The sequence below is a fragment of the Actinospica robiniae DSM 44927 genome, from assembly GCF_000504285.1.
GTDB lineage: Bacteria > Actinomycetota > Actinomycetes > Streptomycetales > Catenulisporaceae > Actinospica > Actinospica robiniae.
In genome coordinates this window covers 7,431,342-7,457,636 of sequence record NZ_KI632511.1, presented here as the reverse complement: position 1 = coordinate 7,457,636, position 26,295 = coordinate 7,431,342, and the positions used below count along the sequence as shown (strand labels likewise).

At 72.2% G+C, this 26,295-nt stretch carries 26 protein-coding genes and 1 riboswitch; of the genes, 10 read left to right on the top strand and 16 right to left on the bottom strand.

Going from position 1 to position 26,295, the window contains the following annotated elements; translation table 11 throughout:
• Window positions 1-12 precede the first annotated feature (12 nt).
• Window positions 13-1,638, top strand: coding sequence for an L-glutamate gamma-semialdehyde dehydrogenase (pruA, locus tag ACTRO_RS32110; RefSeq protein WP_034269185.1), 1,626 nt, complete (start codon window positions 13-15; stop codon window positions 1,636-1,638).
• A gap of 134 nt (window positions 1,639-1,772) precedes the next feature.
• Here the strand turns inward: pruA and ACTRO_RS32105 are convergent, their stop codons facing one another.
• Together ACTRO_RS32105 and ACTRO_RS32100 are read right to left on the bottom strand one after the other, a co-directional pair.
• Window positions 1,773-3,056: a serine hydroxymethyltransferase gene (locus ACTRO_RS32105; RefSeq protein ID WP_034269182.1), complete on the bottom strand. Its 1,284-nt coding sequence runs from the start codon at window positions 3,054-3,056 to the stop codon at window positions 1,773-1,775.
• 28 nt (window positions 3,057-3,084) lie between these two features.
• Window positions 3,085-3,179: riboswitch (ZMP/ZTP riboswitch) on the bottom strand.
• A gap of 30 nt (window positions 3,180-3,209) precedes the next feature.
• Window positions 3,210-4,553, bottom strand: a complete 1,344-nt coding sequence (locus ACTRO_RS32100) for a class I SAM-dependent RNA methyltransferase (RefSeq protein WP_084316671.1) — start codon at window positions 4,551-4,553, stop codon at window positions 3,210-3,212.
• 184 nt (window positions 4,554-4,737) lie between these two features.
• Here ACTRO_RS32100 and ACTRO_RS32095 point away from each other — a divergent pair, with 184 nt between their 5' ends.
• Window positions 4,738-5,397, top strand: coding sequence for a potassium channel family protein (locus ACTRO_RS32095; RefSeq protein WP_034269179.1), 660 nt, complete (start codon window positions 4,738-4,740; stop codon window positions 5,395-5,397).
• Window positions 5,397-6,065, top strand: a complete 669-nt coding sequence (locus ACTRO_RS32090; RefSeq protein WP_034269176.1) for a potassium channel family protein — start codon at window positions 5,397-5,399, stop codon at window positions 6,063-6,065. The genes ACTRO_RS32095 and ACTRO_RS32090 overlap by 1 nt, the downstream gene beginning before the upstream one ends.
• Window positions 6,066-6,195: 130 nt before the next feature.
• Here ACTRO_RS32090 and ACTRO_RS32085 read toward each other — a convergent pair whose 3' ends face one another.
• The 4 genes from ACTRO_RS32085 to ACTRO_RS32070 all read right to left on the bottom strand — a co-directional run bounded on the left by ACTRO_RS32085 (window position 6,196) and on the right by ACTRO_RS32070 (window position 9,099).
• Window positions 6,196-6,957, bottom strand: coding sequence for a DUF3159 domain-containing protein (locus tag ACTRO_RS32085; protein WP_051451715.1), 762 nt, complete (start codon window positions 6,955-6,957; stop codon window positions 6,196-6,198).
• Between the two features lie 101 nt (window positions 6,958-7,058).
• Entirely contained in the window at window positions 7,059-7,817 is a 759-nt protein-coding gene (locus tag ACTRO_RS32080; protein ID WP_034269173.1) for a DUF3710 domain-containing protein, read from the bottom strand.
• A gap of 132 nt (window positions 7,818-7,949) precedes the next feature.
• Window positions 7,950-8,426, bottom strand: coding sequence for a dUTP diphosphatase (gene dut / locus ACTRO_RS32075; protein ID WP_245594554.1), 477 nt, complete (start codon window positions 8,424-8,426; stop codon window positions 7,950-7,952).
• 64 nt (window positions 8,427-8,490) lie between these two features.
• A complete protein-coding gene (locus tag ACTRO_RS32070) occupies window positions 8,491-9,099 on the bottom strand; it encodes a PaaI family thioesterase (protein WP_034269168.1) in 609 nt (202 codons plus the stop codon).
• Between the two features lie 83 nt (window positions 9,100-9,182).
• On the opposite strand from ACTRO_RS32070, the gene ACTRO_RS32065 reads away from it, so the two are divergent.
• Complete coding sequence (locus ACTRO_RS32065) at window positions 9,183-9,665, top strand: DUF3093 domain-containing protein (protein WP_034269165.1); 483 nt, start codon at window positions 9,183-9,185, stop codon at window positions 9,663-9,665.
• A gap of 22 nt (window positions 9,666-9,687) precedes the next feature.
• Here the strand turns inward: ACTRO_RS32065 and ACTRO_RS32060 are convergent, their stop codons facing one another.
• Complete coding sequence (locus tag ACTRO_RS32060) at window positions 9,688-9,981, bottom strand: DUF4193 domain-containing protein (RefSeq protein WP_034269162.1); 294 nt, start codon at window positions 9,979-9,981, stop codon at window positions 9,688-9,690.
• A gap of 201 nt (window positions 9,982-10,182) precedes the next feature.
• On the opposite strand from ACTRO_RS32060, the gene ACTRO_RS32055 reads away from it, so the two are divergent.
• Window positions 10,183-10,701 (top strand): gamma carbonic anhydrase family protein, encoded by a 519-nt coding sequence (locus tag ACTRO_RS32055; protein WP_034269160.1) that lies wholly within the window; start codon window positions 10,183-10,185, stop codon window positions 10,699-10,701.
• A gap of 351 nt (window positions 10,702-11,052) precedes the next feature.
• Here ACTRO_RS32055 and ACTRO_RS32050 read toward each other — a convergent pair whose 3' ends face one another.
• Together ACTRO_RS32050 and ACTRO_RS32045 are read right to left on the bottom strand one after the other, a co-directional pair.
• On the bottom strand, window positions 11,053-12,330 hold the full coding sequence (locus ACTRO_RS32050; protein ID WP_051451714.1) for a sensor histidine kinase: 1,278 nt from the start codon (window positions 12,328-12,330) through the stop codon (window positions 11,053-11,055).
• Window positions 12,331-12,334: 4 nt separating this feature from the next.
• Entirely contained in the window at window positions 12,335-12,991 is a 657-nt protein-coding gene (locus ACTRO_RS32045; protein WP_034277658.1) for a response regulator transcription factor, read from the bottom strand.
• A gap of 354 nt (window positions 12,992-13,345) precedes the next feature.
• Between ACTRO_RS32045 and ACTRO_RS32040 the strand changes: the two genes are divergently transcribed.
• Complete coding sequence (locus ACTRO_RS32040) at window positions 13,346-13,525, top strand: hypothetical protein (protein ID WP_034269157.1); 180 nt, start codon at window positions 13,346-13,348, stop codon at window positions 13,523-13,525.
• 75 nt (window positions 13,526-13,600) lie between these two features.
• Here ACTRO_RS32040 and ACTRO_RS32035 read toward each other — a convergent pair whose 3' ends face one another.
• Both ACTRO_RS32035 and ACTRO_RS32030 read right to left on the bottom strand, forming a co-directional pair.
• The gene (locus ACTRO_RS32035) at window positions 13,601-14,419 is read right to left on the bottom strand and encodes an inositol monophosphatase family protein (RefSeq protein WP_245594553.1); all 819 of its coding nucleotides are present in this window, start codon (window positions 14,417-14,419) and stop codon (window positions 13,601-13,603) included.
• A gap of 60 nt (window positions 14,420-14,479) precedes the next feature.
• Window positions 14,480-15,571 (bottom strand): ferrochelatase, encoded by a 1,092-nt coding sequence (locus ACTRO_RS32030; protein ID WP_034269152.1) that lies wholly within the window; start codon window positions 15,569-15,571, stop codon window positions 14,480-14,482.
• Between the two features lie 194 nt (window positions 15,572-15,765).
• Here ACTRO_RS32030 and ACTRO_RS32025 point away from each other — a divergent pair, with 194 nt between their 5' ends.
• Window positions 15,766-17,091 (top strand): D-arabinono-1,4-lactone oxidase, encoded by a 1,326-nt coding sequence (locus ACTRO_RS32025; protein ID WP_034269149.1) that lies wholly within the window; start codon window positions 15,766-15,768, stop codon window positions 17,089-17,091.
• A gap of 309 nt (window positions 17,092-17,400) precedes the next feature.
• On the opposite strand, the gene dapF is transcribed toward ACTRO_RS32025, so the two are convergent.
• Window positions 17,401-18,279 (bottom strand): diaminopimelate epimerase, encoded by an 879-nt coding sequence (dapF, locus tag ACTRO_RS32020; RefSeq protein WP_034269147.1) that lies wholly within the window; start codon window positions 18,277-18,279, stop codon window positions 17,401-17,403.
• A 9-nt stretch (window positions 18,280-18,288) separates the two neighbouring features.
• Window positions 18,289-19,212, bottom strand: coding sequence for a tRNA (adenosine(37)-N6)-dimethylallyltransferase MiaA (miaA, locus tag ACTRO_RS32015; RefSeq protein ID WP_034269145.1), 924 nt, complete (start codon window positions 19,210-19,212; stop codon window positions 18,289-18,291).
• 116 nt (window positions 19,213-19,328) lie between these two features.
• Here miaA and ACTRO_RS32010 point away from each other — a divergent pair, with 116 nt between their 5' ends.
• Entirely contained in the window at window positions 19,329-19,649 is a 321-nt protein-coding gene (locus ACTRO_RS32010; protein WP_051451713.1) for an antitoxin, read from the top strand.
• Between the two features lie 108 nt (window positions 19,650-19,757).
• Here the strand turns inward: ACTRO_RS32010 and miaB are convergent, their stop codons facing one another.
• Complete coding sequence (miaB, locus tag ACTRO_RS32005) at window positions 19,758-21,344, bottom strand: tRNA (N6-isopentenyl adenosine(37)-C2)-methylthiotransferase MiaB (protein WP_034269142.1); 1,587 nt, start codon at window positions 21,342-21,344, stop codon at window positions 19,758-19,760.
• 147 nt (window positions 21,345-21,491) lie between these two features.
• On the opposite strand from miaB, the gene ACTRO_RS32000 reads away from it, so the two are divergent.
• Window positions 21,492-22,391, top strand: coding sequence for a transporter substrate-binding domain-containing protein (locus tag ACTRO_RS32000; RefSeq protein ID WP_051451712.1), 900 nt, complete (start codon window positions 21,492-21,494; stop codon window positions 22,389-22,391).
• A gap of 380 nt (window positions 22,392-22,771) precedes the next feature.
• Here ACTRO_RS32000 and ACTRO_RS31995 read toward each other — a convergent pair whose 3' ends face one another.
• Together ACTRO_RS31995 and recA are read right to left on the bottom strand one after the other, a co-directional pair.
• Window positions 22,772-23,377 carry a regulatory protein RecX gene (locus ACTRO_RS31995; protein WP_084316669.1) on the bottom strand — a complete coding sequence of 202 codons (606 nt, stop codon included), beginning with the start codon at window positions 23,375-23,377 and terminating at the stop codon, window positions 22,772-22,774.
• 10 nt (window positions 23,378-23,387) lie between these two features.
• Complete coding sequence (gene recA / locus ACTRO_RS31990; protein WP_034269139.1) at window positions 23,388-24,524, bottom strand: recombinase RecA; 1,137 nt, start codon at window positions 24,522-24,524, stop codon at window positions 23,388-23,390.
• A gap of 590 nt (window positions 24,525-25,114) precedes the next feature.
• On the opposite strand from recA, the gene ACTRO_RS31985 reads away from it, so the two are divergent.
• Complete coding sequence (locus ACTRO_RS31985) at window positions 25,115-25,756, top strand: Ig-like domain-containing protein (protein ID WP_157436569.1); 642 nt, start codon at window positions 25,115-25,117, stop codon at window positions 25,754-25,756.
• Window positions 25,757-26,295 lie beyond the last annotated feature (539 nt).

Sequence of the window (26,295 nt, the reverse complement as noted above, 5' to 3'; positions counted from 1 at the left end):
GGGAACCACACCGTGGACGCCGTCACCCGAGTCCCGCAGCCGGTCAACGAGCCGGTCCTGGGCTACGGCCCGAACAGTCCGGAGCGCGCCCGCCTGACCGAGGCGCTGGCCGAGCTCCAGTCCCAGCCGATCGACCTGACCATGACGATCGGCGGCAAGCAGCGGATGGGCGGCGGGGGCCGGTTCGACGTGGTCCAGCCGCACCGCCGCGCGCACGTGCTCGGCACCCTGGCCGAGGCGACCCGGCAGGACGCCCAGGACGCGATCGACGCGGCCGCCGCGGCGGCCAGGGACTGGCGCGAGCTGTCCTTCGACGACCGCGCCGCGGTCTTCCTCAAGGCCGCCGACCTGCTCACCGGCCCGTGGCGGGCCAAGGTGAACGCGGCCACCATGCTGGGCCAGTCCAAGACCGCGCAGCAGGCCGAGATCGACTCCGCCTGCGAGCTCGCCGACTTCTGGCGGTTCAACGTGGCCTTCGCCCGGCAGGTGCTGGCCGAGCAGCCGACCTCCAGCGCCGGGGTGTGGAACCGCACCGACTACCGGCCGCTCGAGGGCTTCGTCTACGCGATCACGCCGTTCAACTTCACCGCCATCGCGGGCAACCTGCCCACGGCGCCGGCGCTGATGGGCAACACCGTGCTGTGGAAGCCCTCGGTGACCCAGCAGTTCTCCGCGCACCTGGTGATGCGGCTGCTCGAGGAGGCCGGCCTGCCCGCCGGCGTCATCAACATGCTGACCGGAAGCGGCGTCCCGGTGTCCGAGGTCGCGTTGGGCCACCCGGACCTGGCCGGCATCCACTTCACCGGCTCCACCCGCACCTTCCAGCACCTGTGGCGGACCGTCGGCGAGAACATCGAGGGCTACCGCGCCTACCCGCGCTTGGTCGGCGAGACCGGCGGCAAGGACTTCGTGCTGGCGCATGCGAGCGCCGACCCGGCCGTGCTCAAGACCGCGCTCACCCGCGGCGCCTTCGAGTACCAGGGCCAGAAGTGCTCCGCAGCCTCCCGCGCCTACGTGCCGAGGGCGCTGTGGGAGCAGATCAAGGACGACCTCGCGGCCGAGGTCGAGGGCCTGACCGCGGGTGACGTCACCGACCTGGCGAACTTCATGGGCGCCGTGATCGACGAGCGGGCCTTCGCCAAGCACAAGGCGGCGATCGACCGGGCGCACGCCGCCGCGGACATCGACGTGCTCGCCGGCGGGACATACGACGACGCCGAGGGCTTCTTCGTCCGCCCGACCGTCCTGGTCGGTTCGAACCCTGACGACGAGATCTTCAACACCGAGTACTTCGGCCCGATCCTGTCCGTGCACGTGTACGAGGAGTCCGACTACGACGCCGTGATCGAGCGGCTCGACCGGACCTCGTCCTACGCGCTGACCGGCTCGATCCTGGCGCAGGACCGCGCCGTGCTGGCCCACGCGGCCAAGGGCCTGCGCTTCGCCGCCGGCAACTTCTACCTCAACGACAAGCCGACCGGCGCAGTCGTCGGCCAGCAGCCCTTCGGCGGCGGCCGGTCCTCGGGCACCAACGACAAGGCCGGCTCGGCGCAGAACCTGCTGCGCTGGACCAGCCCGCGCTCGATCAAGGAGACGTTCGTCCCGCCGACGGACTACCGGTACCCGCACATGGGCTGACCCCCGCCCACGCACCGCGAAAGCCCCCTCCGCTCAGAGCGCGGAGGGGGCTTTCGGTGCTTTCGCCTCGTGCGGACTCACCATCACGGGGCGGCGGGCAGCCGACGGGTACCCTGCCGCCGCCCGTCAGCGCGTCAGCGCGCGTACCCGGGCATCGGGAACGCCTCGAGCAGGTCGCGGACCTCGCCGGCGACGGTGTCGAGCTCCTTGGCCACCTCGGCGTCGTCGAGCGGGCCGCGGCCGGCCGCGAGCACCGCGCGCTCGATCCACTCGGCGAGCTGCGGCATGTGCTCGGTGCCCAGGCCGCGGGTGGTGATCGCGGCGGCGCCGAGGCGCAGGCCGGAGGGGTCGAACGGACGGCGGGTGTCGAACGGCACCGAGTTGAAGTTCAGCTCGATGCCGGCCACGTCCAGCGCCTTCGCCGCCACCTTGCCGGTGACCTCCTTGTTGCTCAGGTCGAGCAGCAGCAGGTGGTTGTCGGTGCCGCCGGAGACGAGGTCGAAGCCGCGCTCGAGCAGGGCCGCCGCCAGGGCCTGGGCGTTGGCCACGATGCCGGCCGCGTAGTCGCGGAACGAGGGCCGGGCCGCCTCGGCCAGCGCCACCGCGATGCCGGCGGTGGTGTGGTTGTGCGGGCCGCCCTGCAGGCCCGGGAAGACCGCCTTGTCGATCGCCTTGGCGTGCTCCTCGGTGGACAGCAGCATGGCGCCGCGCGGGCCGCGCAGGGTCTTGTGCGTGGTGGTGGAGATCACGTCGGCGTAGCCCACCGGGGTCGGGTGCGCGCCGCCCGCGACCAGGCCGGCGATGTGCGCCATGTCGGCCAGCAGGATCGCGCCGACCTCCTTGGCGATCTCGGCGAAGGCCGGGAAGTCGATGGTGCGCGGGATGGCCGTGCCGCCCGCGATGATCAGCTTGGGCCGCTCGCGCAGCGCGATCTCGCGCACGTCGTTCATGTCGACCCGGCCGGTCTCCTGGCGCACCCCGTAGTGGGTGGGCCGGAACCACTTGCCGGTGGCCGAGACCGGGGAGCCGTGGGTCAGGTGGCCGCCCATCGGCAGGTCCATCGAGAGCACGGTGTCGCCGGGGGTCATGAAGGCCAGGTAGACCGCCAGGTTGGCGGGCGAGCCCGAGTACGGCTGGACGTTCGCGTGCTCGGCGCCGAACAGGCTCTTGGCCCGCTCGATGGCCAGGCGCTCGAGCTGGTCGACGACCTGCTGGCCCTCGTAGTAGCGCCTGCCGGCGTACCCCTCGGAGTACTTGTTGGTGAAGACCGTGCCGGTGGCCTCGAGCACGGCGGTGGAGACGTAGTTCTCCGAGGCGATCAGCCGGATCTTCTCGAACTGGCGCTTCGCCTCGGCTTCGGCCAGCCGGGCGATCTCGGGGTCGGCTGCGGCCAGGTGGGTCAGGGCGGGCTCGTGCACGGTGCCTCCAGGTCAGGGTCGACTCGTCGGCGGTCACCCAGGCGCACGGTGCCCACTGCTGATGATCCGGGCCGCTCCACGGTGGTCGGTTCCACCTCGTTGGCGCCAGTCGCGGCCCTCCACCACGGATCCTACCGGGACCGGGCGAGCGCTTTACGCCCGTTCCAGCTTGGCCACGCACTCGACGTGGTGGGTCATCGGGAACAGGTCGAAGGCGCGCAGGCCGGTCAGCCGGTATCCGCGCTCGGCGAAGTAGCCCAGATCCCGGGCCAGGGCGGCCGGGTCGCAGGCCACGTAGGCGATCACGCGCGGGCGCAGGCCGGCGATCCCGGCCACCACGTTGCGCCCGGCGCCGGCCCGCGGCGGGTCGAGCACCACGACCTCGGCCTCGAACCCGGCCGGCGCCTGGGAGATGGCCTTGTCCACCCGGTCCTCGACCAGCACGACGTGCTCGAACTCGGCCAGGTTGGTCCGCGCGTCGGCCACCGCGCCGCGGTCGGACTCCACCGCGACCACCTCGCCGTCCGGGCCGACCGCCGCGGCCAGACCGGCCGCGAACAGGCCCACGCCGCTGTACAGGTCCATCGCGGTCTCGCCGGGCCGGGCGTCGACGTACTCGAGCACGGCCTGGCTCAGCACGTCCGCGGCGGCCGGGTGCACCTGCCAGAACCCTGATCCGCTGATCTTGAAGGTGCGCCCGGCGGCCACCTCCCGCACCTGGGCCCGGCCGTGCACCCGGGCGGCTCCGCCCTCGCCGTCCCCGCGCAGCACCGAGACCGGCACGTCGAGCTCGACGATGGGCATGCGGCCGAGCGGCTTGGGCAGCGGTGTGACCACCACGGCCCGGTCCGAGGACCCGGTGGAGGCGATCACCTCGACGCCGGCCACCCCGGACCAGTCGCGCTGCTCGATCCCCACTTCTTCGACGCCGTCCGCGGCGATCAGGCACTGCTCGACCGGCACCACGTCGTGCGAGCGGCTCTTGCGCAGTCCGGCACGGCCCTGCCCGTCCACGGCGAACTGCACCCGGGTGCGCCAGCCGAGGCCGTCCGCGTCGCCCGGCGCGGGCTCGACCACGACGTTGCGCTCGATCCCGGCCAGCCGCTGCAACTGCTCCCGGATCACCGCCGCCTTCAGCGCCCGCTGCGCCTCGGGCGCCGCGTGCTGCCAATCGCAGCCCCCGCACTTGCCCGGCCCGGCGTACGGGCACGGCGCGGGCACCCGGTCGGCGGAGGCCTCGAGCACCTCGACCGCGTCCGCTCGCAGGTAGCGGTCGTTCCCGTGCCCCTCGGTCACCTCCACCACCACGTGCTCGCCCGGCAGCGCGTGCCGCACGAACACCGCGCGCCCCTCGTGCCGGGCCACGCAGAAGCCGCCGTGCGCCACCGGCCCGACCCGCACCTCGAAGCGCTCGCCGACCAGCGAGGGCCCGGCGTCGGGGCGCTCGGCGGGCGCGTGGGCGCGGGTGGAGGGGCGGGAGGAGGCGCTGCGCGGCACGGTGTTTCCTTGTCTCGCGTGGATGGCCGGGGCTCCGGCGGGTGACACTCAAGGGTAGGGCGTGCGCGGCGGGAGCGGCCGCACCCGCCGCTGTTCCTGAAGACGGACGGATGATAGACACGTCACCGTGAGGACGCGCCGCGGCCCTCGCCACCATCGACGAGCTTCGAGGAGACCGGGCACTGTGCATATCGTGATCATGGGCTGCGGCCGCGTGGGTTCCACGCTGGCCCTGAGCATGGAGGAACTGGGGCACAGCGCCGCCGTGATCGACCAGGATCCGCAGGCCTTCCGCCGGCTCGGGGGAATCTTCCGCGGTCGTCGCGTGACCGGCACCGGCTTCGACCGGGACACTCTGATCGCGGCCGGGATCGAGGGCGCCGGCGCGTTCGCCGCGGTCTCCTCCGGCGACAACTCGAACATCATCGCGGCCCGGGTGGCCCGGGAGACCTTCGGCGTGGAGAACGTCTGCGCGCGCATCTACGACCCGCGCCGGGCCGAGATCTACGAGCGGCTCGGCATCCCGACGGTGGCCACTGTGCGCTGGACCGCGGACCAGATGCTGCGCCGGCTGATCCCGGGCGGCGGCGAGGAGCACTGGCGCGACCCGTCCGGCACCGTCGCGGTGGTCGAGGTGCACGTGAGCCCGGCGTGGGTGGGCCACCGGGTGGCCCGGCTCGAGTCGGTCTCCGGCACCCGGGTGGCGCTGATCACCCGGCTGGGCAAGGGCATACTGCCCGAGAACGACACCGTGCTGCAGGAAGGCGACCTGGTGCACGTGGCGCTGAACACCGCCGAGCAGTCGCAGGTGGAGCAGATCTTCGCGAAGGGACCCGAGCACTGATGCGCGTCGCGATCGCCGGAGCCGGCAACGTCGGCCGCTCCATCGCCGTGGAGCTGCTGGAGAACGGCCACGAAGTGCTCCTGATCGACAAGGAGCCGCACCGCATCGCGGTGGACGAGCTGCCCCGGGCGGAGTGGCTGCTGGCCGACGCCTGCGAGATCGCCTCGCTGGACGAGGCCGGCCTGCAGCGGTGCAACGTGGCCATCGCGGCCACCGGGGACGACAAGGCCAACCTGGTCGTCTCGCTGCTCGCGAAGACCGAGTACGGCGTGCCCCGGGTGGTGTCGCGGGTCAACCACCCGAAGAACGAGTGGCTGTTCAACGAGGCCTGGGGCGTGGACGTGGCCGTCTCCACCCCGCGCCTGATGTCGGCCCTGGTCGAGGAGGCCGTCTCGGTCGGCGACCTGGTTCGGGTGCTGCGCTTCAGCCAGGGCGAGGCGAACCTGGTGGAGCTGACCCTGCCGGCCGACGCGCCGCTGGTCGGCACCGTCATCGGGGCGGTGGACTGGCCCGACGACACGGCGCTGGTGGCGGTGCTGCGCGGCGGCCGGGTGGTCGTGCCGACCCCGGACGACCCGCTGGAGGGCGGCGACGAGCTGCTGTTCGTGGCCGCGCCGGACCGGGAGCAGCAGCTCGAGGACCTGCTCAACGCCGAGGCCACGCACTGACGCACGGCTCCGCGCCCGCGCCGCGGAGCCGGACCGGCCCCGCCGCCCCCTTCGATCGGGGGGCGGCGGGGCCGGTCGTTTGTCAGAGCTCTGTGACGGCCGCTGGCGGCCTCGGCGGCGGATCCGGGCCTTACGACCCCTCGGCGTCCTCCGCGGCGCCCTGGCCGGCCGCGTGGGCCGCCTTGACGGCGGGCAGCGGGGCGCGCCGGATGATCTGCCAGCAGGCGTAGACGACGGCGAGGTAGAGCGGGTAGCTCATGATGATCTTGGCCACACCCAGCGCGTCGATCTGATTGGACAGGTACAGCGGCACCTCGACGCACACCCGCAGCGTGAACATGGCCGCGAGCAGCCAGGTGGCCAGGGTGAACGCGCGCAGCCTGGCCGGCTGCTCGCGCCAGGCCATCATCTCGCCGGTGATCGGGCCGAGCACCACCCCGACCGCCGGCCAGCGCACCAGGGCGCTGACCGAGAACACGATCGCGTAGCCGATGTTGAGCAGCACGCCCGGCAGGTAGAAGCCCTTGGCCTGACCGGAGAAGTGCGCGACCGCGGCGCACACCAGCACGCCGGCCAGGCCGCCGAGCGAGTGCTGCAGGGTGTCGCGCTTGGCCAGGCGCACCGCGCTGAGCACGGCCGCCACCGCCACCGCGGTCCAGATCGCCGCGCCCAGGTTGCGCGAGAGGCCGTAGACCACGACGAACAGGATGCTGGGCAGGCCGACCTCGGCCAGGCCGCGGCGGCCGCCGAAGGCCTTGAACACGGAGGCCTGGTACGCGGCCAGGCGCTCCTCGTGCGACGCCTCCCCGGCCTCGGGCGAGGGGGAGGCGACCGCGTCGGCGGACGCGTGCGTCGAGGGCTGCGGCGCCGCGGCGGCGGCTTCGGCTGACATGTCTGGCATCGTACCTTCCGCACCCCCGCCCGGCGGAAGAACGCGGGCGGGGCCGCCGCCGCGCCGCTGGCCGTGCTCCGGCCCGCGGCGGCGCGGCGCGGTCAACGGATCTCGGTGATCTCGGGGCCGCGCTGGAACGGGTTGAGGTCGCTGCTGGTGTACGGGGAGCCGGCCTCGGCGCCGGGCTGGTCCGCGTCCTCGGTCGGGCGGGCCTGCGGGGGCAGGCGCAGCTGGATCGGCTCCCGCGGGGCCATGGCCTGGGTGCCGCGCACCACCACGACGTTGCGGAACACCTGCTCGACCATCGCGGCCGCCTCGGCCTGCACCGCGGCCTGGCCGGAGATCACCGCGCGCAGGAACCAGCGCGGGCCGTCGGCGCCGAGGAAGCGCACCACCTGCACGCCCTGGTTGCCGTCCGGCAGACGGACCGGGACCCGCGCGCGCAGCTCCGGGCCGAAGGAGCCCACGCCCTTGTCGATGACCCCGCCCTGCTTGGTGACCTCCACCGCGATCTCGTCGCGCACGTCGGTCCAGATGCCCTCGGTACGGGGGGCGGCGAAGGCCTGCAGCTGGATGGCGCTCTGCCCGAGCACCACGGTGATGGCCATCACCTCCTGCTTCTCGGAGACCTCGAGCCGCACCTCCATCCCGGGCACCGCCGGGACGAGCAGGCCGCCGAGGTCGACCCGGCCCTCCATGGGGTTGTCCAGTTCCGCGGCGTCCCAGGGACCCTCGGCCCGGTCGGCGGGAGGCTCGGCCGTGCGGCGCGGCGCCTCCTGCTCCTGCTGCGCCTCCTCGCCCTCGTCCTCGGGCTCGAGCCCAGCCTCGTCCGCCGCGTCACGGCCTCGACGTCGGAACATCGGTCACATCTCCCCATCAGTTTCGAATCTCGTGTGCCGGCCTGCGTCCCGCACAGTCATCGCGCCGATCGTTTCACTACAGCCGGACTATAACCCGCGGCGGTGCTTTACCCGCTGCGGACGGCCCGCGCCCTACCGGCCGGTGGACCCGTGCCCGCCGTGGCCGCGCTCGCTCGGCGGCAGCTGCGCCACCTCCACGAAACGCGCCTGCTCCACCCGCTGCACCACGAGCTGCGCCACCCGGTCGCCCCGGAGCAGCTTGACCGGGTGCGCCCGGTCCAGGTTCACGATGATCAGCTTGATCTCGCCGCGATAGCCGGAGTCGATGGTGCCCGGGGTGTTGACCAGGGAAACCCCGTAACGGGCGGCCAGCCCGGACCGGGGGTGCACGAACGCGGCGAAGCCCTCGGGTATGGCCAGGGCCAGGCCGGTCGGCACGACGGCCCGCTCGCCCGGCGCCAGCTCGACGTCCACCGCGCTGCGCAGGTCGGCGCCGGCGTCGCCGGGCAGCGCGTAGGAGGGTGCCGGGAGGTCCGGATCGAGCCGGTGGATGAGGATCTCGACCCGGCCGGCCGTGTCCGGGACCGTCAAGGGCTGTGCGGCATTCACGCCCGCACCCTACTCCGTCCGCGCGCTCGGGGCGGGGCGGCGGCGCGAGCGGCGGCCGAGACGGTCAGGGGTTGAGCTCGAAAGCCTGCAACGAACGGTAGCGGTGCGGGTCCTCGAGCACGGCCTGGACCTCGTCCGGGCGGCCGTGGGTGACGAAGTGCTCGAGCTTCACGGCGACGAACAGCGCCGCCGCCCGGGCCACGAGCAGGCCCTCGGCGCCGTCGAGCCGGGCCTCGGCCCGGTAGTAGAACTTGCGCCCGGCCTGCCCCACGCACCAGGCCCGCAGGTGCACGATCCGGCCGACCGGCACCGGCTTGAGGAAGTCGGTCTCCAGCCGCCCGGTGACCGCGGGCACCCGCAGCATCCAGCTGACCGAGCCCATGACCTCGTCGAAGGCGGCCGTCAGCAGCCCGCCGTGGATCAGGCCCGGCGCGCCCTGGTGCGCCTCGGCCACCTCGAACTCGGCCGCCACCGACACGCCCGGACCGGCCTGGATGCGCAGGTGCAGGCCCTCGGGACGTGCCTCGCCGCAGCCGAAGCACTGGTCGTAGTGGGTGCCGAGCCAGGCACCGGGCTCCGGGGCCTCGGGATGGCGCTCGGGCAGCACGACGTCCGCGGGCGGTTCGGTGGGGGCGCGGCGGTCGTCGGTGCCGGAGGGGTCCTGGGAGCTCATGCCAACAACATTACTCGCCGGTAACTATGAAAAGCCACCGGTCCCTTTCCGGCCCGCTCCCGGGGTGTGTGACCCTAGGACGCATGACCGCCTCCGAGAACCCCGGCTCCTACCGCGAGCAACTGAGCGCGCCCCTGTCCTGGTACCTGATCGGCATCCTGTTCGGGGTCGCGTTCGGGATCATCTTCCTGGTCGTCGGCCCATGGCAGGCCCTGGCCGGGCTGGTGGCCGGCTCGGCCGTCGCGATCTGGGTGGTCGCCGCCTACGGCCGGGTCTCGATCCGGCTGGACGGCAAGAACCTGCAGGCCGGCCCGGCCGCGCTGCCGCTGGCCTCGCTCGGCGAGGCGCGCGCGCTCGATGCCGAGCAGGCCCGGGCACTGCGGTCGCAGGACGCCGATCCGCGCGCCTTCATGCTGCTGCGCAGCTACGTCAAGACCGCGGTGCGGGTCGAGGTCGTCGACCCCCGTGACCCGCACCCGTACTTGTACCTCTCGTCGCGCCACCCGGAGCGGCTGGCCGCGACGATCGCCGGCGCCGGTGCCGGAGCGAACGCCGCGGCCGGCTAAGTCCGCGCCACGCCCGGCGTGCTCACGCACAGTCCCGGCACACCGGCTGGCCGTCGCGCTCGAAGGCGAGCTGCGACTGGTGGTGCACCAGGAAACAACGGGAGCAGGTGAACTCGTCCGCCTGCCGGGGCAGGACACGGACGCTCAGCTCCTCTCCGGACAGGTCGGCACCCGGAAGCTCGAGCGACTCGTTGTCGCCCTCCTCCAGGTCCACCACGGCGGCGGTCTTGTCGACGCGTCGGGCCTTCAGTTCCTCCAGCGAGTCCTCGTTGAGTTCGTCATCCGTCTTGCGCGGCGTGTCGTAGTCGGTAGCCATTTTCCCTCTCCCCCTTCAGGCGGTTCACAGGTCGTTCAGGGCACGTAACGTATCGGAAGGCAAAGTTGTGCCCGATCCGAGGCGGAGATTTTGCCTTACTTCAAGGGGTGTTATGCAACCGACACCCGACCGAATCAGCCGTTCGGGTGGTCTGGGAGGATGTCCCCCGACCTCGCCACCCCTGTCCGGAAAGGCCCGGCCATGCCCGTCTACGCTCTCGGCGATCTTGTTCCCGAGATCCATCCGCAGGCCTTCGTCCACCCAGAGGCCACGGTGATCGGGCAGGTCAGCGTGGGTGCGGGCAGCACCGTGTGGCCCGGCGCGGTGCTCCGCGGGGACTACGGAAGGATCACCGTCGGCGCGGGCACCTCGATCCAGGACGGGACCGTGATCCACGCCACAGAGGAGCTCGAGACGAAGATCGGCAGCCGGTGTGTCGTTGGTCACATCGCGCACCTGGAAGGGTGCACGGTCGAGGACGACTGCCTGATCGGCTCGGGCAGCGTGCTCCTGCACCGGGTCGTGGTGCGCTCCGGCGCGCTCGTGGCGGCGGGCGCGGTGGTCTCCCCCGGCACCGAGGTGCCGGCCCGGGCGATGGCGCTGGGCGTCCCGGCGAAGATCCGCCCCGACTCGGTGGCTCCGGGCAGTTTTACCGACGCCGTGTCGAGATACGTCGCCAACGGAGAGCGGTATGCCCGGGGGTTGCGCCGAATCGGCTGAATCACACCCCCCGCCGCGCGTCGCTCAGCGTCGAGAACTGCTCACGGTACGCTCTGCCCGAACCCGCGGAGCGCACACCCGCGCAGAGCCCACATCCGCACGATCAACCGCACGATCAACCACCACCCGCCGTCCGCTCCGCCCGAGAAGTCCATACAGCCCAGACCCGCACGATCAACCACCACCCGCCGTCCGCTCCGCCCGAGAAGTCCATACAGCCCAGACCCGCACGATCAACCACCACCCGCCGTCCGCTCCGCCCGAGAAGTCCATACAGCCCAGACCCGCACGATCAACCACCACCCGCCGTCCGCTCCGCCCGCGAAGTCCATACAGCCCAGACCCGCACGATCAACCACCCGCGGTCCGCTCCGCCGGTATCCAGACCCGCACGATCAGCCCCCCGTCCGCTCCGCCCTGGATCCCGATCCGGCCGCCGTGCGCCCGCACCACCGACCGCACGATCGAGAGCCCGAGCCCGGCTCCCCGGTCCTCCGCCCGGCGCGGCGCCCCCGGGGCCCGCAGCCGGCGGAACGGCTCGAACAGCGACTCCACCGCGTCGGTCGGCACCACCGGCCCGCTGTTGGCCACCACGAGCAGCCCGTAGTCGCCCTGGTCGTAGGTCACCACGTCGACCCAGCCGGCCTCGGACGGCGGCAGGTTGTGCCGCATCGCGTTGTGCACGAGGTTCGTCGCGACCTGCTCGAGCAGCGCCGCGTCCCCGCGCACGAGCACCGGGTGCAGCTGCGTCCGCAGCCGCAGCCCACGCTCGGCCGCCTCGGCGCCGCTCATCGCCACGACCCCGCCGACCACCTCCTCCCAGCGCACCGGCCCCGGCGCGAGCACCGCCTGGTCCGCCTTGGAGAGCGCCAGCAGGCCCTCGATCATCCGTTCGGAGCGCTCGTTGTTGGCCAGCAGCCCCTGCGCCAGCACGACCGTGTCCGGCGGCGTGTCCGGGTCCGCCAGCGTCACCTCAAGCAGGGTCCGGCTCACCGCCAGCGGCGTGCGTAGCTCGTGCGAGGCGTTGCCGGTGAACCGCCGCTGGCTCTCGAACGCCGCGTCGAGCCGGTCGAGCATCTCGTCGAAGGTCTCGGCGAGCTCGTACAGCTCGTCCCGCGGCCCGTCCGGGGCCAGCCGCGCCCGGGTGTCGAGCGAGCTCTCGCCGCGCCGCGCGATCCCCCGCGCCGCCGCCGTCACCCGGCTCAGCGGCCGCAGCACCTGCCCGGCCACCCAGTAGCCCACCGCGAACACCAGGACGCCGATCACGGCCAGCCCGAGCAGCGCGGCCAGCAGGATCTGGTGCAGCGTCTCGACGTGCTCGGCCCGGGTGCACGCGGCCGCCTGCGCCACCGTGAGCCGCTGCCCGGCCAGCCGGTCCGCCGCCGTCACCCGGCACCAGCTCGGCAGATCCGCCCGCGGATGGTTCAGCCGCCACTGCACCAGCAGGTACGTCACCGCGGTCAGCACCGTGCCGAAGACCACGAACAGGGCCACGAAGATCAGCGCGAGCTTCCCGCGCACCGGCAGCCCGCGCCGCCGCGGCGGCTGGACCGCCGCGGCCGCTGGCTGCAGGTAATGGCCCGAAGCGCTGAGCGGGACGATCGTGCGGGCCAGGGGATCAGGTTCCACCGCTTCAGCCGATCCGGTAGCCGGCGCCGGGCACCGTGAGGATCACCGGCGGCTCGCCCAGCCGACGCCGCAACGTCATCACCGTCACACGCACCACATTGGTGAACGGATCGGCGTTCTCGTCCCACGCCTTCTCCAGCAACTGCTCCGCGCTCACCGCGGCACCGCCGGCCCTCATCAGCACCTCCAGAACGGCGAACTCCTTGGGCGACAGGGCCACTGGACGTCCGTCCCGCGCCACCTCACGCCTGGCCGGGTCCAGGCATATCCCGGCCCGCTCCAGCACCGGCGGCACGGCGGGCACCGCCCGCCGTGCCAGCGCCCGCACCCGCGCGACCAGCTCCGCGAAGGCGAAGGGCTTGCCCAGGTAGTCGTCGGCGCCGAGGCTCAGGCCCGCGACCCGGTCGGCCACCTCGGCCGCCGCCGTGAGCATCAGCACCCGCGTGGCGCCGCCCTGGCCGACCACCTGCCGGCAGAGCTCGTCGCCGCTCACCCCGGGAAGATCGCGATCGAGCACGATCACGTCGTACTCGTTCACCCCGATCCGCTCACCCGCCTCGACCCCTTCGTAGGCCACGTCCACCGCCATCGACTCCCGGCGCAACCCCCGCGCGATCGCGTCCGCCAGCAGCTGCTCGTCCTCCACCACCAGCACCCGCACCGTCACCACACCGCCGCATCGTCAGCCGGAAAGCCCAGGCCGCGGCCCGGGAACGCGCCCTCAGGCCGGGCGCGCCCCGCCATCATCCCTCCAGCCGGATAAGGACGAGGTGAACAGTCGGGGCCGGGCTGTTTGAAAGTTCCAGGTTCGGGAAGCTGTCATTCACACGGCCCAACTTCGCGCCCCATGGCCATTTCAGCATCGCCGGGGTGTGGGTACGTCCGACGCGTCCGTTCCGCTAGGCGCCCGCCGCGCTCTCCCCCGTTCGCGGCCCGCCAGGCGATCAGCCCGGGGCCCACCACGCCCCTCCCGTCCCGGGTCAGCCCCTCCAGTACCACGAGCACAAGGAGCACCATGGGAGACTTCGCCGCCCGTCTGCGCCAGAGGATCGAAGACACCGAGTCGGCCCTGCGCCGCGCCATGACCGCCCAGGATGTGTACGGGGTACAGGTGGAGCAGGGCGAACTCGATTCGCTGCTGCGCATCGCCGCCGACCACGGGGTCGACCCCCAGATCCGTACCATGGCGGCCTGAGCCGCCGTCCCGCCGCCGCCGGCGCCCCGCGCTTGCCCGGCTCTTTCCCGGCGCCCGAGTGATCCCCGGGCGCCCTCAGTAGCCCGGCTCGTCCGCACCGAGGCCCACCAGGGCCTCGTGCAGAGCCGGAAAGAGCGCAGGCCCCGCCGCCAGCACCATCGACTCCGAGGCGGGGGTCCCGTGGAAACCCTCCACGCGGGCCCCCGCCTCCGTCGCGATCAGGGCCCCCGCCGCGTGGTCCCACAGGTGCGTGCCCCGTTCGAAGTACCCGTCCACCCGCCCGGCCGCGACCGCACACAGGTCCAGCGCCGCGCTGCCGGCCCGGCGGATGTCGCGCACCCGTCCGATCAGCCCGGCCACGATCTGACCCTGCCGCTCCCGCCGCTCGGCCCGGTAGCCGAACCCGGTGGCCACCAGGGCCCGGTCCAGCCCCGAGGGAGCGGTCGCCGCCAGCCGCCGCTCGCCGAGCCACGCCCCGCCGCCCAGCACCGCCGTGTAGAGCTCCCCCATCTGCGGCGCGAGCACCACGCCCGCCACGATCCGCCCGTCCACCTCGGCGGCGATCGAGACGGACCAGGACGGCAGCCCGTAGAGGTAGTTCACCGTGCCGTCGATCGGGTCGATGATCCAGCGCACGCCGCTCCGGCCGGCCTCGGTGCCGCCCTCCTCGCCGAGGAAGCCGTCATCCGGCCGATGGCGGCGGATCGTCGCCCGGATGGCCTTCTCCGAGGCCGTGTCCATCTCGGTGACCACGTCGGTCGGGCTCGACTTCGTCTCGGCGACGCCCAGATCGGCCGGCCGGCCCTGCACCAGCAGCACCGCGGCCTCCTGGGCCGCCACCCGCGCCGTGGCCAGCAGCTCCGCCGGATCGACGCCACCCATGTCCGCAGCCATCGTGCTTCCTCTCGCCCTCTGGTCTGGTCTCGGCGGCCCCGCGCGGTTCGCGGCCCGCTCTCAGTCCCGCCCGCACAGCGCCGGCTTGCCCGGCCCCCGCGGGTTCGGGCAGGACCCGGCCGCGCACACGTCCGGCATCGGCCCGAGCCCGCTCAGCCCGGCCCGCACCACCGCGACGCCGCGCTCCGCGGCCGCCCGCTCGATGAGCAGGTCCCGCACCAGCGCCACGAAGTCCGGGTGCGTCCCCGGCGTCGCGGCCCTGGCCACCGGCAGCCCGAGCCCGGCCGCGACCTGCGCGGCCTGCGTGTCCAGATCGTAGATCACTTCCATGTGGTCCGAGACGAAACCGATCGGCACCAGCACGATCGCGCGAGCCCCGGCCTCGACGCGCTCTCGCAAGTGGACGCCGATGTCAGGCTCCAGCCACGGCTGCGTCGGCGGACCGCTGCGGCTGCAGTAGACGAGCTTCCACGGCCGCTCCACCCCAGTACGCTCCCGCACTGCGCCCGCCACCAGACCCGCGACCGCCTCGTGCTGCGGGACGTACGCACTGGTCTGGGCATAGGAAAGCGGAACCGAATGGGTGACGAAGGCGATCTCCGCGCCGTCGCGCAGCTCCGGGTCGAGCTCCTCGAGCGCGGCGAGCGTCGACCCGATGAAGGGGCCGACGAATCCCGGGTGGTCGAAGTAGGCGCGGATCTTGTCGACCCGCATCACGTCGAGCACGCCGGCCTCGGCCGCGGCCGCCGCCAAGTCCTCGCGATACTGCCGGCAACCCGAATACGACGAGTACGCCGAGGTCACGAACACCAGCGGTCGGCGTACCCCGTCCGCGGCCATCCGGCGAAGCGTGTCCGCCAGGAAGGGGTGCCAGTTGCGGTTGCCCCAATACACCGGGATGTCGATGCCGTGCCCGGCCAGATCCTTCTCGATCTCGGCCAGCAGCGCCCGGCACTGCGCGTTGATCGGGCTGACTCCTCCGAAGAGGAAGTAGTGCTCCCCCACGGCCGCGAGCCGCTCGCGCGGGATGCCTCGGCCTCGGGTCACGTTCTCCAGGAATGGCAAGACCTCGTCCGGACCCTCCGGCCCGCCGAAGGACAGCAACAGCAGCGCGTCGTACGGCTCGGCCGAGACGCTCACGGACTCCACCATGCCCAAATCCTCGCACGCTGAGGCAGTGCCCCTTGACGCGAGGTCTACGGTCAAGTTGGCTTACTCCCTGCGAAACCTCGTCGAACCCGCGGGTTTCGCTTCTGACCGCGCCCGTTTCCCTCGCCCGGCCCCGGCCCCGACCCGCAGCAGCCCCGCCCGATCGCCGCACGAGACGCCCGCAAGATTGGCCCAGGATGAGCACTCTCCCGACCGAAGCCACCGCGACCCGGACCTGGACGAACTGGGCCGGCAACCAGCAGGCCCGGATGCGCCGCGTGGCTGCTCCGAGCAGCCCGCAGGAGGTCGCGGAGACGGTGCGGGACGCCGCGGCGCGCGGGATGACGGTCAAGCCGGTCGGCTCCGGCCACTCGTTCACCCCGGTCGCGGTCACCGACGGCGTGCAGATCCGGATGGGCAACCTGGCCCGGCTGCGCGGCGCCGACCCGGCCACCGGCCTGGTCACGGTGGAGGCCGGGATGGGCCTGTGGCGGCTCAACGAGCTGCTGGCCGAGCAGGGCCGGGCGCTGCGGAACATGGGCGACATCCAGGCCCAGACCGTCTCCGGCGCGATCGGCACCGGCACCCACGGCACCGGCCGCGACAGCGCCTCGATCGCCGCCCAGGTGGCCGGCCTCGAGCTGGTGCTGGCCGACGGCAGCCTGGTCGCCTGCTCCGCCGACGAGCACCCCGACCTGTTCGAGGCGGCCCGGATCTCGCTCGGCGCCATCGGCGTGATCACGGCGGTGACCTTCCGCACGGAGCCGGCGTTCCTGCTGGAGGCGCACGAGGAGCCGATGCGGCTGGCCGAGGTGCTCGAGCGCTTCGAGGAGCTGCGCACGCGGAACGAGCACTTCGAGTTCTGGTGGTTCCCGCACACCGCGATGACGACGGTCAAGCGCAACAACCGCAGCGAGGGCCCCGCCCGCCCGCTCTCCCGCCGCCGGGAGTGGTTCGAGGACGAGTTCCTGTCCAACACCTTCTTCGCCGGCGTCTGCCGCGTCGGCCGGGCCGCCCCCCGCGCGATACCGGCCATCAACAAGATGGCCGCGAAGGTGCTCTCGGCCCGCACCTTCGTGGACCGCTCGGACCGGGTGTTCACCTCCCCGCGCACCTTCAAGTTCGTGGAGATGGAGTACGCCCTCCCGGTCGAGGCCGCCGCGCCCGCGCTGCGCGAGGTCGAACGCATGATCGCGCACCAGAACCTGAAGGTGAACGTCCCGATCGAGGTCCGCTGCGCCCCCGCCGACGACCTGTGGCTCTCCACCGCCCACGGCCGCGACACGGTGTACCTGGCGTTCCACATGTTCCAGGGCATGGATCAGACCGCGTACTTCGAGCAGGCCGAGCAGATCATGATCGCGCACGACGGCCGCCCGCACTGGGGCAAGCTGCACAACCGCGACCGCGACGACTTCGCCGCCGACTACCCGCGCTTCGGCGACTTCCTCGAGGTCCGCGAGAAGACCGACCCGGACCGCGTCTTCGCCAACGCCTACACCCGGCGGGTTTTCGGGACCTGAGGCTGCTCGCGATCCGCGTTCGAGCCCTGAAGCCGTTCGTTCGGCGCCGTGCTCGAGCCCTGAAACTCTTCGGAAACCCGGGCGCACGACGCGCGCGGCCGAAACTCTCGGCGGTCCACGCTTTCGCCGCCGGAACTTTCAGCGAACGGCAGACTGATTCAGGGTTCTTTCACCGTATCCGCGGCGCGCTTCCACCGCTGACGCTGCCAGTGCCGCCGACACGCCGACACCCGCTGACCGCCCGGCTGTCGGCTTCCGCCGGCCTCACCACTCACTCGCCCCACCCGGCTCGCCACCCTTACCCCGTGCTCAGTTTCCGCTTCCGCCGAAGGGAAATCCCGCGAGCAGCTCCCCGCGCGCGACCAGCACCGCCGGCCCCGTCATCTCGATCCCGCCGTCTTCGTGCTCGACGATGCTCAGCACGCCGCCCGGAAGCCGCACTTCGTACGCCGTCCCCGGCGCCGCCCCGTCCCGCCGTGCCGCGGCCACCATCGCCGCGCACGCACCCGTGCCGCACGCGCGCGTCTCGCCGACCCCGCGCTCGAACACGCGCATGTCAATCCACTGCGGCCCGATCGCCGCCACGAACTCGACGTTCACGTCCTCCGGATACACCTCTTCCGGACGCAGCTGCGGCCGCTGCGTCAGCGGACCCGCCTGCGCCACGTCGGAGACGAACACGACCGCGTGCGGGTTGCCCATATCGACGTTCACGGACGGCAGCCACGCCCCCTCCACCAGCACCTCGGCATTGCCCTCCGGCCACACCGCGCGCCCCATGCTCACCGTGACGTCACCGGCCCCATCCGTCGGCACCACCACGGGCTTCACGCCACCGCGCGTCGCGACGGCGAACCGCCCCGGCTCGGCCAGCCCCTGCTCGACCAGGTACCGCGCGAACACCCGCACCCCGTTGCCGCACATCTGCGCGATCGACCCGTCCGCGTTGCGGTAGTCCATGAACCAGTCCGCCTGCGCGGAATCCGCCTCGTACCCCGGCATCGACTTCGTCGGCACCACGCGCAGCAGCCCATCGGCACCGATCCCGGCCCGCCGATCGCAGACCGCGGCGACCCACGCCGCGTCGGGATCGAAGGCGGCGTCGACGTCCTCGATGATGACGAAGTCGTTCTCGGCGCCGTGGCCCTTGGTGTACCGGATGCTCTGACCCGCGGTGAACCGATCCATGGCGCCATGCTACGCGGCAGCACCGACAGCATGTGCCGCCGCCGACACCAAGTCGCTGCGATCCCGCGCCAGCCAGACCGTCTCCTTGGCACGTCGGAACCACTTCTCCTGCCGCCGCGCGAACTGGCGGGTGCGCAGCGCCGTCTGATCCCGCGCCTCCTGCTCCGTGCAGTGCCCGTCGAGGAAGTCCAGCACCTGCTGATAGCCGAGCGCCCGGCTCGCCGTCTCGCCGTCGCGCAGGCCCTCCGGGATCAGCCGCACCACCTCGTCGACCAGTCCCAGCTCCCACATGACCTCGACCCGCCGGGTGATGCGGTCGTCCAGCTCGGTCTTCTCCACCCCGAGCCCGACGCGCACAGCCCCCGGGTAATGCCCGCCGGCCTCCGGCAGCGACGCGCGGAACGGCTCGCCCGTCAGCCGCACGACCTCGAGCGCACGCACGATACGCCGCCCGTTCGACGGCAGGATCGCCTCGGCCGACCGCGGGTCCGCAGCGGCCAGTTCGGCGTGCAGAACGGCCGAGCCCTCCTGCTCCAGCCGCGCCTCGAGCTCCGCGCGCAGTACCGGATCGGTGCCCGGGAACTCGAACCCGCCCAGCACCGCGTCCACATACAGCCCCGACCCGCCGACCAGCACCGGCACCATCCCGGCCCCGATCAGCGCGTCCACCTCGGCGCGGGCAAGCCGCTGGTACTCGGCGACGGCGGCACGCTCGGTCACGTCCCAGATGTCGAGGAGGTGGTGCGCGACACCGCCGCGCTCGGCCTCACTGAGCTTCGCCGTGCCGATGTCCATCCCGCGGTAGAGCTGCATCGAGTCGGCGTTCACCACCTCGCCGCCGAACTCCCGCGCCAGCGCGATGCCCAGGTCCGACTTGCCGGCCGCGGTCGGCCCGACCACGGCGATCACGAGGGGATGTATCACGCGATCCATTGTCCCTGCCGCGAGGTCCCTGCCGCGAGCCGCAGCGCGAACCCGGCGAATCGGACATACGCTGGCCTGATACCGATGGTCGTGCCGACCGTCCAGGCACCGAAGGGAGCTCGCCGATGAACGTCCTCGACTCGGTCAAGGGAAAGATGCGGGAGCTGACCGACCGGGCCAACGACCTGTCCGGGCCCGCCAACGAGAAGCTGGACTCCGCCAAGTCCGCGGTCGCGAGCGGCCTCGGCAGCGCCGGCAAGTACGTCGACGAGAAGACCGGCGGCAAGTACGCCTCGACGATCCACTCGAGCGTGGGCAAGGCCAAGGGCTTTCTCGGCCAGAACGGCGAGCAACAGGCCACCGACCGGCCGTCCCCGCCCACGAAGCCACCCGGCGCGGCCGAAGACTCCTCCGGGAAGAACGGCCCCGAGCAGCCCTCCAGCTGACCGGCTGACCACCTGCCGCGGTGCCGCGTCGCGCCACGCGCGACGCGGCACCGTTCGTGCAGCACCGTTGGTGCAGCACCGTTCGTACAGGGCCGGAGTAGCAGCAGCTCAGCCGCAGGTCGGCGCCGCCGGAAGCGGCACAGGCACGCCGACAGACGGCATCCCCAGCGAGACGGAAGGCTTCGGGGGCTCTTCGGCCGGCGCCGCCTGCCGCCGCTCCCAAGCGTCGCCCGACCGGAGCCGCCGCAGCGACCGGATCGCCGACACCGAGCCGTGGGCCGCCGCGTCTGCCTCGCTCGTCGTACCCGCCGTGCTCGCCACAGCGACCGCCGCGTCGCCCGCCACACCGTCCGCGATCAGGTGATGCGGAGCGGCCTGCGTGATGACCACTGTCACCGCGTCGCCCGGCCGCGGCAGATCGGCCTGCGCCGTCTCGCCCACGCCGAAGTGCACCAGCCGGTTGTCGCGGGCACGCCCTGAGAGCCGACGCGTAGCGCCGTCCTTGCGCCCCTCGCCCTCCGCCACGAGCAGCTCGACCTCGGTGCCCACCAGCGCCCGGTTCTCCGCCCAGGAGATCTCCTCCTGCAGGGCCACCAGCCGCTCGTAGCGCTCCTGCACGACCTCCTTGGGCACCTGCTGGTCCATGTCGGCCGCAGGCGTGCCCGGCCGCTTCGAGTACTGGAAGGTGAACGCCGAGGCGAACCGAGCCTCCCGGACCACGTCGAGCGTGTGCTCGAAGTCCGCATCGGTCTCGCCCGGGAACCCGACGATGACGTCGGTGGTGATCGCCGCGTGCGGAATGGCCTCCCGCACGCGCCCGATGATGCCCAGGTAGCGGTCGCGCCGGTACGAGCGGCGCATCGCCCGCAGCACGGAGTCGGACCCGGACTGCAGCGGCATGTGCAGCGACGGCATCACGTTCGGCGTCTGCGCCATCGCCTCGATGACGTCGTCGGTGAAGTCGCGCGGGTGCGGGGAGGTGAACCGAACCCGCTCGAGCCCGTCGACCTCGCCGCAGGCGCGCAGCAGCTTGGAGAAGGCCTCGCGGTCGCCGAACTCAGCGCCGTAGGAGTTCACGTTCTGGCCGAGCAGCGTGACTTCGACCACACCCTCCGCCACCAGCGCCTCGATCTCCCGGAGGATCTCGCCGGGACGCCGGTCCTTCTCCGTGCCACGCAGCGACGGCACGATGCAGAAAGTGCAGGTGTTGTTGCATCCGACGGAGATCGAGACCCACGCCGCGTAGGCCGACTCACGCCGCGTGGGCAGCGTCGACGGGAACGCCTCGAGCGACTCCTTGATCTCGAGCTGCGCCTCCTCCTGCACCCGAGCACGCTCGAGCAGGACCGGCAGCGAGCCGATGTTGTGCGTGCCGAACACCACGTCCACCCACGGCGCCCGGCGCTGCACCTCGCCGCGGTCCTTCTGGGCCAGGCAGCCGCCCACGGCGATCTGCATCCCCGGCTTGCGCGCCTTGACCGAGGCGAGGTGCCCGAGGTTGCCGTAGAGCCGGTTGTCCGCGTTCTCCCGGACCGCGCAGGTGTTGAAGACGACCACGTCCGCCTCGGCACCCGGGTCCGACCGCACGTAGCCGGCCGCCTCCAGGAGTCCGGCCAGCCGCTCGGAGTCGTGCACGTTCATCTGGCACCCGTAGGTGCGGATGTCGTAGCTCTTCACGTCTTCTTGCAGCGCCATGCCTCCAGGATAGGTCTTTGCGCGACCGACCTCGTCCGTTATAATTCCGTGACAATCCAGGGTGACGCGCGGCACTGATTCACGCTACCTTTCAGAACCAAGACCGTAAGGGGCGGCCGAATCGGTGTCGGTAAGGGGTGGAAAGCGGTGCGCAGACGGGGTTTCCTCGGCCTGGCCGTAGGTCTGGGTGTCGCAGCGGTGACAGAGGGCTGCGTCACCATCTCCCCCCTCGCCACCACCGGCGACTTCCCGGTGGACGCCGCGGCGAGCCTGCCGAACTCGCCGACCTGGACCGCGATGAAGGCCCGCAACGGCAACAAGGGCCAGATCATCATCGGCGTCAAGGCCGACCAGCCCGGCCTCGGCACGTTCAGCTCCGCCACGAACTCCTACAGCGGCTTCGACATCCTCATCGCCCGCCTCGTCGCGGCCGGCCTCGGCTTCTCCCAGGACCAGATCCAGTTCACCACGGTCGCGTCACAGAACCGTGAGACGGAACTGGAGAACAAGACGGTCGACCTCGTCGTCGCCTCCTACAGCTACAGCGCCGAGCGCGCCAAGCTGGTCTATTTCGCGGGCCCGTACTTCACCACCCCGGAAGCGATCCTGGTCGCGAAGTCGAACACCCAGGTCACCGGCATCGACTCGATCAACAGCGACACGGACGTCTGCGAGGTCAGCAACTCCACCACCGTCGCCGGCGTCACCCTGAACAAGCCGGTCGTGCGCAACACGTACAGCGAGTGCGTGGACGCGGTGAAGGCAGGCCAAGCGCAAGTCGTCTACAGCGACTACGCCCTGCTCCTCGGCTACCTCAACCAGGACCCGACCAAGCTGCGCGTCGTCAACACCAACGCCTCGATCCAGTACTACGGCATCGGCCTCCCCCTCGGCGACAACGCCCTCCGCGACGCGATCAACACGATCCTCACCACCGCCGTCGCCAACGGCACCTGGCGCGCCATCTTCAACTCCACCCTCGGCCCCGAAGGCGTCAAGGCGCAGCTCCCGGTCGTCGGCAAGTGGCCGGCCCCCGCGACCTCCTGACGCAGCTGCGGTCCCGGTCGGTCCCGAGCACGGTCCTGCCGGCCGTCCTCGTGGGTCTCCTGACCCGCCCTGGGCTTGCTCTGGCGGCTGCTGACGCGGTGGCTGCTGACGCGGCCTCCTGGCCTTCTCACCGCCCGACGGCGCCCAGCGCGCGTCCCCTCGATCGCCTGACGCAGGACTCCGGCCGCATCCTCCTAGCCTCGCTTCCCCGGCCGCCAGACGAAGCCCTCGCCGCGCCTTCCGACCTCCGACACGGCGACCCCGGCCGCATCCTCCTGGCCTCGTCTCCCCGGCCGCCAGACGAAGCCCCGGCTGCGGCCTCCCGTCCGCCCCGGCCGCGTCATGCCTCGCCGAGCCGCCACTCTCACTCGTCGCTGAACTCAGCCCTCCAGGCCGTCGTCCACCACGTCGAAGTCCCCCATCCCCTCGGCATCGCCGGACGAGTAGTCGCCACGCTCGTCCGCCGCCGCCATGGCCTCGCGCACCGCTCGACCGACGATCTGCCCGCCGTACCCCTTGCGCGCAAGGAAGCCGGCGAGCCGACGCGTCTGCACCTCTCGCGGCAGCGACGCCATCCGGGCCTGCCGCTCCTTCGCCAAGCGCGACGCCGTCTCCTGCTCCTGATCGGCGTCGAGCACGGAGACGGCCTCCTGCACCAGTTCGTCCGGCACCGCCCGACGTCTGAGTTCGAAGGCGATGGCCCTGCTGCCCAGACCCCTGTGCTCGTGCCGTGAGCGGGTGAACGCCTCCGCGTACGCCGCGTCGTCGACGAGGCCCAGTTCCGCGAACCGATCGAGCACCGCCTCGCCGGCCTCTTCGGGCACGCCCTTGCGCTCGAGCAGCTCGGACAGCTGGCCTCGCGTCCGGGCCGAACGCGACAACGCGTCCAGCACCAGCCGCCGCGCCAGGGCGTCAGGATCCTGCGGGGCGGATTCCGGTTGCTCGTCTCGGCGCTCCGGAATCCGCCCCGGCCACTTCCTAGGCACTACTCAGCCGTCACTCAGCGGCGTCCGCCACGGCGGCCGCCTTCGCCCGTGAGGCACGCGGGGTCTTGGCCGCGGGCTCGGGCGCGCTCTGCCGGGGCAGCGCCTCGGTGGCGCCGGCAGCCGGCTTGTCCTCGGCCGGCGCGTCCAGGCGAGGCCCGACGCCGAGCTTCTCCTTGATCTTCTTCTCGATCTCGTTCGCGATGTCGGGGTTGTCCTTCAGGTAGGTGCGCGCGTTCTCCTTGCCCTGCCCGAGCTGGCCGCTCTCGTAGGTGTACCAGGCTCCCGACTTGCGCACGAAGCCGTGCTCCACGCCCATGTCGATCAGCCCGCCCTCGCGGCTGATCCCCTCGCCGTAGACGATGTCGAACTCGGCCTGCCGGAACGGCGGGGCGACCTTGTTCTTGACCACCTTGACCCGGGTGCGGTTGGCCACCGCCTCCTGGCCGTCCTTGAGCGTCTCGATCCGGCGCACGTCCAGCCGCACGGAGGCGTAGAACTTCAGCGCCCGACCACCGGTGGTCGTCTCGGGCGAGCCGAACATCACGCCGACCTTCTCGCGCAGCTGGTTGATGAAGATCGCGGTCGTCCTCGAGTGGTTGAGCGCGCCGGTGATCTTGCGCAGCGCCTGGCTCATCAGCCGCGCCTGCAGACCCACGTGCGAGTCGCCCATCTCGCCCTCGATCTCGGCCCGCGGCACCAGCGCGGCCACCGAGTCGATGACGATGATGTCCAGAGCGCCGGAGCGGATCAGCGTGTCTGCGATCTCCAGGGCCTGCTCACCGTTGTCCGGCTGCGAGATGTACAGATTCTCCGTGTCCACGCCGAGCGCCTTGGCGTAATCCGGGTCGAGCGCGTGCTCGGCGTCGATGAAGCCCGCGAGCCCACCGGCCCGCTGGGCGTTGGCCACGGCGTGCAGTGCCACCGTGGTCTTACCGCTCGACTCCGGCCCGTAGATCTCGATGACTCGGCCACGCGGCAGCCCACCCACTCCGAGGGCGATGTCCAACGCGATCGCCCCGGTCGGGATGACCTCGATCGGCGTCCTGGTCTTGTCACCCATGCGCATCAAGGAGCCCTTGCCGAACTGCCGCTCGATCTGCGCGAGCGCGGCGTCAATCGCCTTCTCGCGGTCCGTTCCTACCGCCATCGTTCCTCTGCCTCCGTGATATCGAAAACCGCCGGTTCAAGGTCGCTGTGCCGAGGCTACCGGCCGCTACCGACAAGACCGCCCGACCCGCTGGGCACCGTCCCGCCTCCGCGATCCGCCGCCCGGCGGGCCGCCGTCGCCAGGACGATACGACCCGGCCGTCGCCGAGACGACGGAGCGCCGTGTCCCGCCGCCGCGCAACCGGGCCTCGCGGCCAGGCTGACGCCGTCGGCAGAGCCCTGTGTCGCGCAGGTCCAGGTCCAGGACCAGGTCCAGCCCACTGTGCCACAGCTTTGCCCACCAGGACGGCGAATCCGGAGAAGTCCGAGCAAACCGCGCCCGGGGACGGTGTCCGCCGCACCATGGATAGAACTATAGTTCGACTCCCCTCCGTTCACGCACACCCCTCCGGGTGAATCCCTCGGTCCATCGCCGTCAGCCCGGCCCCGTTCGGAGCTATCCGAACCGCGTACTGAAAATACGCCAGATGCTCGATGTATCCGCAGGTCAGCGCTGGGATCGTGGTCCTGTCGCCCCGTTTTCCCGCGGAATACCCGCGGCGGGGCGGCGAGGAACGAAGGAGGTACGAGATGTCCCGTATGTTCCATCGCGCGGTCGCCGTGTCCGTCATCGGCACGGCCGCCCTGGTCGCGCCGGTGGCCGCCATGGCCGCGGACACCGGGGGCGGCACCACGGGCGAGACGGCGACCAGCGTCGTCGTCCACCTGCCGCAGAGCGCGCAGCCCGGCGAGCCGTTCACCGTGACCGCGCGGATCACCCCGCGCGACGGCGTCGCCACCCCCGGCTCCCCGCAGGACCCGGACTTCCCGGGCGACTCGGCGGGCGCGCCGGATTCGACCCCGGAGCAGCCGGGCGCCACGCCCGAGACCCGGAGCGGCACCGGCGCGGACGGGAGCCAGACCGGCACGGTGAAGGGGAAGGGCAAGTCCAAGGGCACCGGCCACCGCAAGGGCACGGGGCGCCGCAAGGGCAAGGGCAAGACCAGGCGGCCCGCGCTGACCGGCGAGGTCACCTTCATCGTGGACGGCAAGGCCCAGCCCCCGGTCGAGGTGACCCGCGACCAGGCCAGCGAGCAGATCAGCGTCCCGCTCGGTCGGCACACGATCTCCGCCGAATACAGCGGCGACGACCACTTCGAGGGCGCCGACTCGCCCACGGTCGCCTTCGCGCTGACCGACGGCAGCGAGCAGGGCGACGGTTCGCAGCAGTAAGCGGCCCGCCCACGACCCAACGTCCTCCGGCTAGGCGCATCCGCGCCCCGCCGGGGGTATCCAGCCCACCACCGAACGGCGAGACGGCCGCTCGGCGTGCGGTGGCGGTGCTGGACGCATCAGCCGGAGCGATCCGGAATCGGGGACCTCCGGGTCTCCGGCCCCCGAGGGCGCCGCAGCCCGCAGCCCGATCATCCGGGCCGCATGCGGCGCTCAGCGAGGGGGATTCACGCGGAGCTGGAGCCCGAGTTCCGGCTGGAGCCGAAGCTCCAGCTCCGCACGTGGGGCCGCCGGCGGTGGCGGCTGCCCGGGTCACGACCTGGGAACGCGCCCCGTCGGCACGCCGGGCCCGCTCGAGCGGGCCTGTGCACTCCGGATCGTTCCGGCTGATGCACGCGGTGCACGTGTCGGTCTCCGACCATGGGGAGACCGACGCGTCTTCGGCATGCCCAAAAACCGGGCGCACCGAAGAGTGCTGTGGTCGCCGTTAGCGGCGACCACAGCACTCAGTTTCAAGCTCAGCGAACGGCCCGCACCCG

Bases quoted from the DNA above. Each gene is read 5' to 3' on its own strand.
- ACTRO_RS32090 (WP_034269176.1), top strand. From the start codon at position 5,397: ATGCGCGTCGCGATCGCCGGAGCCGGCAACGTCGGCCGCTCCATCGCC.
- ACTRO_RS32085 (WP_051451715.1), bottom strand. From the start codon at position 6,957: ATGTCAGCCGAAGCCGCCGCCGCGGCGCCGCAGCCCTCGACGCACGCG.
- ACTRO_RS32080 (WP_034269173.1), bottom strand. From the start codon at position 7,817: ATGTTCCGACGTCGAGGCCGTGACGCGGCGGACGAGGCTGGGCTCGAG.
- ACTRO_RS32070 (WP_034269168.1), bottom strand. From the start codon at position 9,099: ATGAGCTCCCAGGACCCCTCCGGCACCGACGACCGCCGCGCCCCCACC.
- ACTRO_RS32065 (WP_034269165.1), top strand. From the start codon at position 9,183: ATGACCGCCTCCGAGAACCCCGGCTCCTACCGCGAGCAACTGAGCGCG.
- ACTRO_RS32060 (WP_034269162.1), bottom strand. From the start codon at position 9,981: ATGGCTACCGACTACGACACGCCGCGCAAGACGGATGACGAACTCAAC.
- ACTRO_RS32055 (WP_034269160.1), top strand. From the start codon at position 10,183: ATGCCCGTCTACGCTCTCGGCGATCTTGTTCCCGAGATCCATCCGCAG.
- ACTRO_RS32040 (WP_034269157.1), top strand. From the start codon at position 13,346: ATGGGAGACTTCGCCGCCCGTCTGCGCCAGAGGATCGAAGACACCGAG.
- ACTRO_RS32035 (WP_245594553.1), bottom strand. From the start codon at position 14,419: ATGGCTGCGGACATGGGTGGCGTCGATCCGGCGGAGCTGCTGGCCACG.
- ACTRO_RS32030 (WP_034269152.1), bottom strand. From the start codon at position 15,571: ATGGTGGAGTCCGTGAGCGTCTCGGCCGAGCCGTACGACGCGCTGCTG.
- ACTRO_RS32025 (WP_034269149.1), top strand. From the start codon at position 15,766: ATGAGCACTCTCCCGACCGAAGCCACCGCGACCCGGACCTGGACGAAC.
- dapF (WP_034269147.1), bottom strand. From the start codon at position 18,279: ATGGATCGGTTCACCGCGGGTCAGAGCATCCGGTACACCAAGGGCCAC.
- miaA (WP_034269145.1), bottom strand. From the start codon at position 19,212: ATGGATCGCGTGATACATCCCCTCGTGATCGCCGTGGTCGGGCCGACC.
- ACTRO_RS32010 (WP_051451713.1), top strand. From the start codon at position 19,329: ATGAACGTCCTCGACTCGGTCAAGGGAAAGATGCGGGAGCTGACCGAC.
- miaB (WP_034269142.1), bottom strand. From the start codon at position 21,344: ATGGCGCTGCAAGAAGACGTGAAGAGCTACGACATCCGCACCTACGGG.
- recA (WP_034269139.1), bottom strand. From the start codon at position 24,524: ATGGCGGTAGGAACGGACCGCGAGAAGGCGATTGACGCCGCGCTCGCG.
- ACTRO_RS31985 (WP_157436569.1), top strand. From the start codon at position 25,115: ATGTCCCGTATGTTCCATCGCGCGGTCGCCGTGTCCGTCATCGGCACG.